This window comes from Pseudomonas sp. CFBP13528 (assembly GCF_005233615.1).
GTDB classification, from domain to species: Bacteria; Pseudomonadota; Gammaproteobacteria; order Pseudomonadales; family Pseudomonadaceae; genus Aquipseudomonas; species Aquipseudomonas fluorescens_AM.
Window position 1 is genome coordinate 37,611 of sequence record NZ_QGAJ01000021.1, and the last position, 11,238, is coordinate 48,848.

Genomic DNA, 11,238 nt, shown 5'->3' on the forward strand with positions numbered 1-11,238 from the left:
TTTTTCAGCTATTTCCGGTATAGTGCGCGCCGGCCTTTAACCGGGCCGCGTTTAGGTAGCGCAATTCCCCGAAGTCAGCTTCGGCTGCACGTCCGCACAGCGGACTCTCCCTTGACGAATCTTTTTCATTCATTCGTTTTCGCAAATCCCCGCCGACAAAGCAGCCAGGGCGACTCTTGAGTCTCAACACGGCATGCGCAGCTTTGGAGCATGGGTCTTTGCGGATGCACTTAGAGGCAGACCCATGACCCAGGAAACCGGCGGCTTCGCCGCTTTTAATCTTAATCCGAACATTCTCGCCGCTGTCATCGCGACTGGCTACGAAGAACCTTCGGCTATTCAGCAGCAATCGATCCCGATCATCATGGCCGGCCAGGACATGATTGGCCAGGCGCAAACCGGTACCGGTAAAACCGCCGCGTTCGCCCTGCCTATCCTGCACTGCATCGATCCTGCCAAGCGCGAGCCGCAAGCCCTGATCCTGGCGCCAACCCGTGAGTTGGCGCTGCAAGTAGCAACCGCTTTCGAAACCTACGCCAAGCAAATGCCAGGTGTAACCGTTGTGGCCGTTTACGGCGGCGCGCCCATGGGCCCACAACTGAAAGCCATCCGTAACGGCGCACAGATCGTTGTCGCCACCCCGGGCCGTCTGTGCGACCACCTGCGTCGTGACGAGAAAGTCCTGTCGACCGTGAACCACCTGGTTCTGGACGAAGCCGACGAAATGTTGAAGCTGGGCTTCATGGACGACCTGGAAGTCATCTTCAAGGCACTGCCACCGACCCGTCAGACCGTGCTGTTCTCGGCCACCCTGCCGCAGTCGATCCGTGCCATTGCCGAACGCCATCTGCGCGATCCGCAACACGTCAAGATCCAGACCAAGACCCAGACCGTTACCGCGATCGAACAGGCTCACCTGTTGGTTCACGCTGACCAGAAGACCTCGGCTGTATTGAGCCTGCTGGAAGTCGAAGACTTCGACGCCCTGATCATGTTCGTGCGCACCAAGCAAGCGACCCTGGACCTGGCCAGCGCCCTGGAAGCCAAAGGCTACAAGGCCGCTGCGCTGAACGGTGACATCGCCCAGAACCAGCGTGAGCGCGTCATCGACTCCCTCAAGGATGGCCGCCTGGACATCGTTGTGGCGACCGACGTTGCTGCCCGTGGTCTCGACGTTCCACGTATCACCCACGTGTTCAACGTTGACATGCCGTACGATCCTGAATCCTACGTTCACCGTATCGGCCGTACCGGCCGTGCCGGTCGCGAAGGTCGTGCACTGCTGCTGGTGACGCCACGTGAGCGCCGCATGCTGCAAGTGATCGAGCGTGTGACCGGGCAGAAAGTTGCCGAAGTGCGCCTGCCGGATGCCCAGGCTGTTCTCGATGCTCGCATCAAGAAATTGACCAACAGCCTGGCACCCTTGGTGGCTGACGCTGAATCGACCCACGGCGACCTGCTTGACCGCCTGACCGCCGATATCGGTTGCACCCCGCGTGCCCTGGCTGCGGCGTTGCTGCGTAAAGCCACCAACGGTCAAGCCCTGACCCTGGCGGCCATCGAGAAGGAGCGCCCACTGGTGCCGAACAACGCGCCACGCGGTGATCGTCCAGAGCGTACCGGCGACCGTCCGGACCGTGGCGATCGTGAGCGTCGTGCTCCGGTTCCATTGGCCGAAGGTCGTGCTCGTTGCCGTACCGCGCTGGGCGCGCGTGACGGTATCGCGGCCAAGAACCTGCTGGGCGCTATCCTCAACGAGGGTGGCCTGGCACGTGAAGCCATCGGTCGCATCCAGGTCCGTGACAGCTTCTCCCTGGTGGAACTGCCGGAAGACGGTCTGGAAAAACTGCTGGCCAAGTTGAAAGACACTCGTGTTGCCGGTAAGCAGTTGAAGCTGCGTCGCTATCGCGAAGATTGATCCGCCTCCAGGCTGATTGATCGCACATAAAAAATCCCCGACTGGTTCGGGGATTTTTTTTGCCTGGGATTTATGGCCGGCACTCGGTTCTGGTGAGAGGGACTGCGTCAGCCAAAACGATAGATATCCATTCCAAGGGCACCCAGCGTGAAGCCCTGATGCGCCACGCTGAAATCTCCGCCCACCCCCCGCGCGAAGTACAGCGGCAGCAAGTGCTCATCGCTGGGATGGCTGCGTACGGCGTGTGGCGCCTGGCGGCGATAGTCATGCAAGGCTGCGTCGTCATTGGCCGCCAGCTTGTCGACGACCCAGTTGCGAAACTCCAGCGCCCATGGCGTGATGGTCTCAGGCCCTGCGCGCCAATCCAACTCTCCCAGGTTATGGGTGATACTGCCGGAGCCGATCAACAACACACCTTGCTCGCGCAGGCCGGCGAGCGCCTGCCCGACCCGGCTCTGCAGGGCCGGGCCCATGCGGCTGGGCAGCGACACTTGCACCACCGGGATATCCGCCGCCGGGTACATCAGTGACAGGGGCACCCAGGTGCCATGGTCGAATGGGCGGCGCTCATCGATGTGCGCACTTAGGCCATCGGCATGCAGCAGTTCGACGATTTCAGCGGCCAGCCGTGGCTCGCCCGGCGCGGGATACTGCACGGCAAACAGCTCGCGGGGGAAACCCCCAAAGTCATGCCAGGTCTGGGGTGCGCTGCCGCCGCTGACCAGCAACTCCTGGCTTTCCCAATGCGCCGATACCACCACGATCGCCTGTGGGCGGGGCAGCTCGGCCGCCAGGCGTTGCAACGCCGGGCCGCTCGCGCCGGGTTGCAGGGCGAGCATGGGTGAACCGTGGGAGATAAACAGGCTGGGGAGCATAAGAAGGGTCCTGGGCGTTAACATAGGCCCATCTTCAATCAGTTCATCGATCAAAATCTAATATAAGTTTTAACGCTTTTTGATCGAATTTTCGGAGTTATCCATGGAACCCAAGTTTTGGCAGGAGCGTTGGGCACGCAACCAGATCGGCTTTCATTTGCCCGAGGTTAACCCCTATCTGCAGCGGCATTGGCCGCAGTTAGGGTTGGCGGACGGGGCCAAGGTGCTGGTTCCGTTGTGTGGCAAAAGCCTTGATCTGGTATGGCTGGCCAGTCAGGGCTACCACGTGATGGGGGTGGAACTGTCCGAGCAGGCGGTTGAGACGTTTTTCAACGAGCAGGGGTTGGCGCCGCAGATCAGCCGACGGGGCGACTTCAAGGTGTACCAGACGAGCCTGATCGAAGTGTGGTGTGGCGATATCTTCGACCTTGATGCGCAGGCAGTCGCTGATTGCAGCGGCCTGTATGACCGCGCAGCGTTGATCGCGTTGCCGCCGTTGATGCGAGCCCAATACGCCGAGCGCCTCAATGCCTTGCTGGGCCGTGGCGCCAAGGGCCTGTTGGTTACGCTCGATTACGACCAGGTGCAAAAGGCCGGCCCGCCCTTTGCGGTCAGCGATGAAGAAGTGCGCGTGTTGCTGGGTGGGCATTGGGCATTGGACAGGCTCGAAGAAAAGGACATTCTCGGCGAAAGCTGGAAGTTTGTTCAGGAAGGTGTCACCCGCCTTGACGAGCGAGTTTACCGGTTGACCAAGGCCTGAATCGCGCCCACAAAAAAGGGGCGATTCAATCGCCCCTTTTGTCTTGCCCGATGCTGTCAGCCGCGACGACGCAAGGCGTCAATCCGCTCTTCCAGCGGTGGGTGGCTCATGAACATGCGCGCCAGGCCTTGCTTGATGCCGCCGTTGATACCGAAGGCGGTCAGGCTGTCCGGCATATGCACCGGCAGGCCTTGTTCGGAGCGCAGGCGCTGCAGTGCGCCGATCATCGCGCTGGTGCCCGCCAGGCGTGCGCCGGCTTCGTCTGCGCGGAACTCACGTTTACGCGAGAACCACATCACGATGGCGCTTGCCAGGAAGCCCAGCACCAGCTCGGCGAAGATGGTTGCCACGAAGTAGGCGATACCGCGACCTTCTTCGTTCTTGAAGATCACCTTGTCGACGAAGTTGCCGATGATCCGTGCAAAGAACATCACGAAGGTGTTCACCACGCCCTGTACCAGTGCGAGGGTGACCATGTCGCCGTTGGCCACGTGGCCTATCTCGTGTGCAAGCACCGCTTTGACTTCGTCCGGCGAGAAACGCTCGAGCAGGCCCTGGCTGACGGCGACCAGTGCGTCGTTCTTGTTCCAGCCGGTGGCGAAGGCGTTGGCCTCATAGGCAGGGAAAATCCCCACCTCGGGCATTTTGATGCCTGCTTCTTGAGACAACTGCTCCACGGTTTGCATCAGCCATTGTTCATGGCGGGTGCGTGGTTGAGTGATGATCTGGGTACTGGTGCTCATTTTCGCCATCCACTTGGAGATGAACAGCGAGAACAGCGAACCGGCAAAACCAAAGACCGCACAGAAAATCAGCAGCTGATTGAGGTTCAGATCAACCCCGTTGGCCGCCATGAACCCATTGAAGCCAAAAAGGCTCAGGGTGACGCTGGCAATCAGTACGACTGCCAGGTTAGTGGCCAAGAACAGCAGGATGCGCATCATGGTTGTAGAATTCTCCTCATGCTTAATATGTCGCTTACTGCGGGGTATATAAGGTGCGGCCTGGGGTGATTCAACCGAGCGACTATTTCAAACTGTGTCCTACAGCGAAAATGTAGCGCCTTGAAGGGATTTTCCCACAACGAATCCCCTGTCGATTAGCCGCCAAGCGGGTCGTACAGCCCGTTAACACTGGGGCAGGGCGGCTGGCGCGACGCCATCGTTCGGTCCGAGCCCCGCCTTGCCAAAGAAGTGTTGCCAGATAATCGCTGTACGACCAAATGAAGGTCGTACTGCCGCATTTCCCTTACTGGCGATAGGACTTCAGGAAGTTGCCGATGCGACCGATGGCCATATCCAGTTCATCCACGCGCGGTAACGTCACCACGCGGAAGTGGTCTGGCCACGGCCAGTTGAACGCGGTGCCTTGGACTACCAGCAGCTTTTCCGACAGCAGCAGGTCGAGCACGAATTTTTCGTCGTTGAGGATCGGGCAGACTTTCGGGTCAATCCGCGGGAAAGCGTACAACGCCCCCATGGGCTTCACGCAACTGACGCCCGGGATTGCGTTGAGCAGCTCCCAGGTACGGTTACGTTGCTCCAGCAGGCGACCCTGAGGCAGGACCAGGTCGTTGATGCTCTGGTAGCCGCCGAGGGCGGTCTGGATCGCGTGCTGGCTCGGCACGTTGGCGCACAGGCGCATGTTGGCCAGCATATCGATGCCTTCGATATAGCTCTGGGCGTTGTGCTTGGGCCCGGAAATGGCGATCCAGCCGGAGCGGAAGCCCGCCACACGGTAGGACTTGGACAAACCGTTGAAGGTCAGGCACAGCAGGTCGGGTGCCAGGGAGGCGGTGCACACGTGGACGGCGTCATCGTAGAGGATCTTGTCGTAGATCTCGTCAGAGAACACCACGAGATTGTGTTGGCGCGCCAGTTCAAGCATGCCCAGCAGCACTTCCCTGGAATACACGGCGCCGGTGGGGTTGTTCGGGTTGATGATCACCAGGGCCTTTGTGTTCGGGGTGATCTTGGCCTTGATATCGGCCAGGTCAGGGAACCAGTCGGCACCTTCGTCGCAGAGGTAATGCACCGGGTGGCCACCGGCCAGGGTCACGGCGGCGGTCCACAACGGGTAGTCCGGTGCGGGTACCAGCACTTCGTCGCCGTTGTTGAGCAGGGCCTGCAGCGACATCACGATCAGCTCGGACACGCCATTGCCCAGGTAGATGTCTTCAATCCCTACGCCTTCTACCTGCTTCTGCTGGTAATACTGCATCACCGCCTTGCGTGCGCTGAACAGGCCTTTGGAGTCGCTGTAGCCCTGGGCCGTGGGCAGGTTGCGGATCACGTCCTGGAGGATTTCGTCGGGCGCTTCGAAACCAAAGGGCGCCGGATTGCCGATGTTCAACTTGAGGATGCGGTGGCCTTCCTCTTCCAGGCGTTTGGCGTGCTTGAGCACCGGGCCGCGAATGTCGTAGCAGACGTTGGCGAGCTTGTTCGATTTGCTGACCTGCATGGCGATGTGATCCTGAAAATGAACGATCCAGACGGCGTGGGCACTACCGTACTGTGAATCCTGCGCGGCCCGCACCTTAAATACGTTTGAATGCCGGTGGCGCGGGTGCCAGACTGGCGTTTTGAAGAGGCGCAATCATACGTGCCGCCTGATCCACGGAAAAGACACAGATCAGGGTTTTTCAGTTGCCGAGGTGTACCCATGGAAAAGCTGCAGAAAACCGTTGAAGAATGGAAAGCCATGCTCGATCCGGAGCAGTACAACGTGTGCCGTCTCAAGGGCACCGAGCGACCTTTCAGCGGCAAGTACAACGAAACCAAGACCGACGGTGTGTATCACTGCATTTGCTGCAATGAGCCGCTGTTCGATTCCACCGCCAAGTTCGATTCAGGCTGCGGCTGGCCCAGCTTCTACGAGCCGATTGCCGACAGTGCCATGGTCGAGATCCGCGATGTCAGCCACGGTATGATCCGCACCGAAGTCACCTGCGCCAAATGCGATGCACACCTGGGGCATGTGTTCCCGGACGGCCCGCCGCCAACCGGCCTGCGTTACTGCATCAACTCCGTTTGCCTGGATCTGGTGCCGCGCTGAGAAAGCACGTGTTTGGCCAACATGTGGGAGGGGCGGTGTGTCAATCAACCTGTGTATGGGCTGACACGCCGCTATCGGGGGCAAGCCCCCTCTCACATTGGATCCTGGGTTTATGGCACGTCATCATTCCGGCTTATTAGTTTGTACACAATTCAATTGCGTACTATCTTTCTGCTTCCCCTTTGCCAGAGTCACTGCCATGAGCGACAACCTGCTGAGCATCCCTTGCACCACGATCAAGGGTGAGCAAAAGACCTTGGCCGATTTTGCCGGCAAGGCCATCCTGGTGGTCAACACCGCCAGCAAATGTGGTTTCACCCCGCAGTACAAGGGCTTGGAACAACTCTGGCAGCAATACAAGGACCAGGGCCTGGTGGTGCTGGGTTTTCCGTGCAATCAGTTCGGCAAGCAGGAGCCGGGCAATGAAGGCGCGATAGCCGAGTTCTGCGAGCTGAACTTCGGCGTCAGTTTTCCTTTGTTCAAAAAGATCGACGTCAACGGCAGCGACGCCCACCCGCTGTTCGTGCAGCTGAAAAAGCAGGCACCGGGGCTGCTGGGTTCGAAGCATATCAAGTGGAATTTCACCAAGTTCCTCATCGGGCGTGATGGCAGGCAGGTCAAGCGTTTTGCACCGACCACCAAGCCTCAGGATCTGAGCCAGGAGATCGAAGCGCTGCTCAAATGACCGATGCCGGCCCACGTCAGAGGTTTGTCGTCTCAGGCACCCACAGGTCCAGCAGGGCCTTGAGTTCCTCCCGGCGAAACGGCTTGGCCAGGTAATCATTCATCCCCGCCGCACGGCAACGCTCTCGTTCCTCGGACAGGGCGTTGGCGGTCAAGGCAACGATCGGCAGGTCTGGCCAGCGACCGCTCTGGCGAATCTGCCGGCTCGCTTCGTAGCCGTTCATCACGGGCATGTTGCAGTCCATCAACACCATATCGAAACGCTGGTCCTCAAGACATTTGAGGGCTTCGCCACCATGGGCGGCCACAATGACCTCGCAGCCGAGCTTGCCGAGCATGCCTTTGGCCACCAGTTGATTGACCGGGTTGTCCTCCACCAGCAGGATGCGCGCGCGATGGCTGAGGGATGTGACGTCGATTCGGACCGGGTCCGGGATCAGTTGCGTGTCGCTGTGCAAATTACGCTGCAGGATCTGATACAGCGCGTTACGGCTCAACGGGCGGGCTTGCTGTTGCAGCGGTGCCAGGGTCGCGACTTCCTCGCCAGGCATGAAGTTGCCGTAGGCCGTCACTACCAGGATCGGCGCGGTGATGCCCGGCCGCAGGCGGAACAGGCACTCCGGGCAATCGGTGATCAACAGGTCGGGATGCTGGCCGCTCAGGTCGTCTTCCATGGAATAACAACGCGGCGTCAACCCCCAGTGGGGCAGCAGCGTGGTGAGCAACTCTCCCAGGCCACTGCTTTGGTTGGTAATGACGATCACATCCCCCGCCAATGGCACTTGAGCCATCGCCGGCAAGTGGGTGGGCAGCGGGAGGTCGACGCAGAACTGGCTGCCGAAGCCGACCTCCGAACTGATGCTCAAGCGGCCCTGCATGGCCTCGCACAGGTTATGGGTCAATGCGAGCCCCAGGCCCGTGCCGCCAAACTGGCGCGTGATACCGGCGCCGGCCTGGGTAAACGGCTGGAAAATCTTGACCTGCGCGTCCTGCGCAATGCCGATGCCGGTATCGCAGACCTCGATGCGTACTCCATCGCCGTGTTGGCTCAGGCGCACATCCACGCGGCCGAAACGGGTGAACTTCAAGGCATTGGACAGCAGGTTACTGACGATTTGCCGTACCCGCGTCGAGTCGCCAATCACCTGGGCAGGAAACAGCGGGTCGATCAGGCAGGTCAGTTCCACACTGGGCGCGGCGTTTTGCGACAACAGGTTGGCGGTATCTTCCACCAGTGAGCCGAGGTCGAACGGGATACGCTCAAGCTCCAGTTGACCCGCGTCGAACTTGGACAGGTCGAGGATATCGTTGAGCAATTCCACCAGGACTTTGCCGGAGTCGTGGGCGATGGACAGTTGCTGGCGCTGCTCGGCGTTGAGCGTGCTGTCCAGCGACAGGGCAATCATGCCCAGCAGGCCATTGAGCGGGGTGCGGATTTCATGGCTCATATTGGCCAGGAACGCCGCCCGCGCCTGGGCCATTTCCAGTGCGGTCAATCTGGCCGCCTCCAGTTCATCATTGAACTGGCTCAAGCGTTGGTTGCTGGTCTTGAGTTCGAGGGTGCGCGCAGAAACGATGTCTTCGAGCTGGCCCAGGTATTGGGTGAGACGATCCTCGGCATGGCGACGCTGCTGAATCTCGGTCTCCATGTTTTCGAACTGCTGGTTGGCAACGGTGACCAGCACGCCGATTTCGTCATGCTCATGCCCCGGCGGGCAGTCCAGGCGCGCCTGTCTGCGTGTGCTCAACGCTCGAATAATGCGCACCAGCGGTTGGGTGAGCATGACGTAGAACAGGCCCAGCAGGATCCCGGTCAGCAGCAGGCTGCGGATAAAGCCGTTGAGCAGCGTGACCTCGGCGCGGCGCAGGAAGCGGCTGCCGAACGCGTAGGTGTCTACATCAAGGCGCAGCACGCCGAGGGATTCGTTGGGCATGTGGCTGAGGTACAGACGGTCTTCGAATTGACGGTTGGCGCCAAACAGAAAATCGCTGACGGGCCGATAATGGCCTTCCTTGCGCGGCCGGTCCACGTCGGCCAGCACCACGCCGTTGTTATCGATCAACTGGGCGTGAACAATGGCAGGGGAATGCAGCAGGCCCAGGGTCAGTTCCTGGGCGAGTTCGGCATCGATGTTATAGGCGATGCGCGATGCGGGGTTGTGGCTGATTTCGATCAGCGAGCGTATTTCACGGTTGATGGATGCGTCTTCGCTGGCATAATCAATGCCGATTTGGATAAGACTGAGCAAGGTTCCCAAGACGAAACCGACCAGCACAGTCAATCTGGCTTGTTTATAAGACAAGCGGTGGGCGAACTTGATATCCATCGAGTGTTGAACCACTTCACGTTTCCCTTCGCCCGGCAAGCATAGCTGAACATCCACCAATGCTGACTTGCCCGGCATGAATCGAATTTCGCAGCCATGTGCGGTCTGCCACAGGGTTGCCAATACGCCATCTTTTACAAGAACTTGCCAGAGGAATAGATGTGGATTCTCGATTGAATGCCTTTCTTGAACGGGCTGACGCAGTGCTCGCGCGCCTGGAACCCCTGCTACCCGCTCCGCGCCAAGCCATTGACTGGAATCACTGCCTGGCCGCACGCTGGCAGCGCGAAGGCCGCACAGGCTTCCTGTTGCCGCTGCAAGTCAGCCTGGACATGCGCCTGTCGGACCTGATCGGCGTCGACAAGCAACGAGAAACGCTGGCGCGTAACACCCAGCAGTTTCTTGACGGCTTACCCGCCAACCATGCGCTGCTTTGGGGTTCGCGTGGTACCGGCAAGTCCTCCATGGTCCGCGCTTTGCTCGCCCAGCATGCCAAGGCCGGCCTGCGCCTGATCGAAATCGAGCGTGACCACCTGGCCGACCTGCCGCGCGTGGTCGAGCAACTGCTCAAACTGCCGCAGCGTTTCATTCTGTTCTGCGACGACCTGTCGTTCGAGGCAGGCGAAGGCGACTATCGTGTGCTCAAGAGTGTACTGGATGGCTCCCTGGAGCAGGCGCCGGAAAACGTGTTGCTGTACGCCACCTCCAACCGCCGTCACCTGGTGCCGGAGAACCAGAGTGACAACGACAATTGGAAGCGCGTGGATGGCGAACTGCACCCGAGCGAGGCGGTGGAAGACAAGATCGCCTTGTCCGACCGTTTTGGCCTGTGGCTGTCGTTCTACCCGTTCACCCAGGAGCACTTCCTGAATGTGGTGGAACACTGGATCGGTGAGCTTGCAGGCAAGGCCGACCTGCAGTGGCAGCGCGATGAACAGCTCGACATTCTTGCCGTGCGCTGGGCTACCGGGCGCGGTAACCGCAATGGCCGCTGCGCCTATCAGTTCGCCCGTTACTGGGTGGGTCTCACATTGCTGGAGCGTCAACCATGATCGATTTGCAACAGGCCGGCACCGGCCTGGATGGCTATGCTTTGCTATGCGCGCAGCTGGAATCGCTGCTGGCCGATGAGCGGGATTTCATCGCCAACAGCGCGCAATTCTCCGCGTTCCTGTTCAATCAACTGGACGACCTGAACTGGGCGGGTTTGTACCTCAATCGTAATGACGAGCTGGTGCTTGGCCCATTCCAGGGCCAGATTGCCTGTGTGCGGATTCCTTTCGGGCGTGGCGTGTGTGGCGCCGCCGCCGCGACCCGGCAGACCCAGCGAGTGGAAGACGTGCATGCGTTTGCCGGGCACATTGCCTGTGACAGCGCGTCGAACAGCGAATTGGTGGTGCCGCTGGTCAAGAACGGCCAGTTGATTGGCGTTCTTGATCTCGACAGCCCGTCGCTGGCTCGTTTTACGCCTCAGGACCAAGTAGGTATCGAACAGCTGGCGGCTATTTTCCTGCGCTTGACCGATTGCTGAGCGCGCGGGGAATGCCACTCAGTTAAGCGTACACCGCCGTTGTAGGAGCGAGCTTGCTCGCGAAGAATGTCAACGATAACGCGTGCTTG

At 59.9% G+C, this 11,238-nt stretch carries 10 protein-coding genes; 6 read left to right on the top strand and 4 right to left on the bottom strand.

The genetic code is table 11. From position 1 onward, the window contains the following. Positions 1 to 244 precede the first annotated feature (244 nt). The gene (locus tag PspCFBP13528_RS25245) at positions 245 to 1,918 is read left to right on the top strand and encodes a DEAD/DEAH box helicase (protein WP_065885148.1); all 1,674 of its coding nucleotides are present in this window, start codon (positions 245 to 247) and stop codon (positions 1,916 to 1,918) included. Between the two features lie 107 nt (positions 1,919 to 2,025). On the opposite strand, the gene PspCFBP13528_RS25250 is transcribed toward PspCFBP13528_RS25245, so the two are convergent. After that, entirely contained in the window at positions 2,026 to 2,793 is a 768-nt protein-coding gene (locus PspCFBP13528_RS25250) for a class III extradiol ring-cleavage dioxygenase (RefSeq protein ID WP_065949176.1), read from the bottom strand. 103 nt (positions 2,794 to 2,896) lie between these two features. On the opposite strand from PspCFBP13528_RS25250, the gene PspCFBP13528_RS25255 reads away from it, so the two are divergent. After that, positions 2,897 to 3,553: a thiopurine S-methyltransferase gene (locus tag PspCFBP13528_RS25255; RefSeq protein WP_101220229.1), complete on the top strand. Its 657-nt coding sequence runs from the start codon at positions 2,897 to 2,899 to the stop codon at positions 3,551 to 3,553. A gap of 56 nt (positions 3,554 to 3,609) precedes the next feature. Here PspCFBP13528_RS25255 and htpX read toward each other — a convergent pair whose 3' ends face one another. Beyond that, positions 3,610 to 4,497, bottom strand: a complete 888-nt coding sequence (gene htpX, locus PspCFBP13528_RS25260; RefSeq protein WP_065885152.1) for a protease HtpX — start codon at positions 4,495 to 4,497, stop codon at positions 3,610 to 3,612. Positions 4,498 to 4,801: 304 nt separating this feature from the next. Continuing rightward, positions 4,802 to 6,013, bottom strand: a complete 1,212-nt coding sequence (locus PspCFBP13528_RS25265; protein WP_065885153.1) for a pyridoxal phosphate-dependent aminotransferase — start codon at positions 6,011 to 6,013, stop codon at positions 4,802 to 4,804. Between the two features lie 201 nt (positions 6,014 to 6,214). Between PspCFBP13528_RS25265 and msrB the strand changes: the two genes are divergently transcribed. Beyond that, positions 6,215 to 6,607, top strand: a complete 393-nt coding sequence (msrB, locus tag PspCFBP13528_RS25270) for a peptide-methionine (R)-S-oxide reductase MsrB (RefSeq protein WP_065949173.1) — start codon at positions 6,215 to 6,217, stop codon at positions 6,605 to 6,607. A gap of 199 nt (positions 6,608 to 6,806) precedes the next feature. Next, positions 6,807 to 7,292, top strand: a complete 486-nt coding sequence (locus tag PspCFBP13528_RS25275) for a glutathione peroxidase (RefSeq protein ID WP_065949172.1) — start codon at positions 6,807 to 6,809, stop codon at positions 7,290 to 7,292. A 16-nt stretch (positions 7,293 to 7,308) separates the two neighbouring features. Here PspCFBP13528_RS25275 and PspCFBP13528_RS25280 read toward each other — a convergent pair whose 3' ends face one another. Then, entirely contained in the window at positions 7,309 to 9,618 is a 2,310-nt protein-coding gene (locus PspCFBP13528_RS25280; protein WP_101220248.1) for a response regulator, read from the bottom strand. A gap of 161 nt (positions 9,619 to 9,779) precedes the next feature. Between PspCFBP13528_RS25280 and PspCFBP13528_RS25285 the strand changes: the two genes are divergently transcribed. Both PspCFBP13528_RS25285 and PspCFBP13528_RS25290 read left to right on the top strand, forming a co-directional pair. Further along, the gene (locus PspCFBP13528_RS25285) at positions 9,780 to 10,670 is read left to right on the top strand and encodes an ATP-binding protein (protein WP_137201752.1); all 891 of its coding nucleotides are present in this window, start codon (positions 9,780 to 9,782) and stop codon (positions 10,668 to 10,670) included. Next, positions 10,667 to 11,149 (top strand): GAF domain-containing protein, encoded by a 483-nt coding sequence (locus PspCFBP13528_RS25290; RefSeq protein ID WP_101220228.1) that lies wholly within the window; start codon positions 10,667 to 10,669, stop codon positions 11,147 to 11,149. Before PspCFBP13528_RS25285 ends, PspCFBP13528_RS25290 begins: the two co-directional genes overlap by 4 nt. Positions 11,150 to 11,238: the final 89 nt, after the last annotated feature.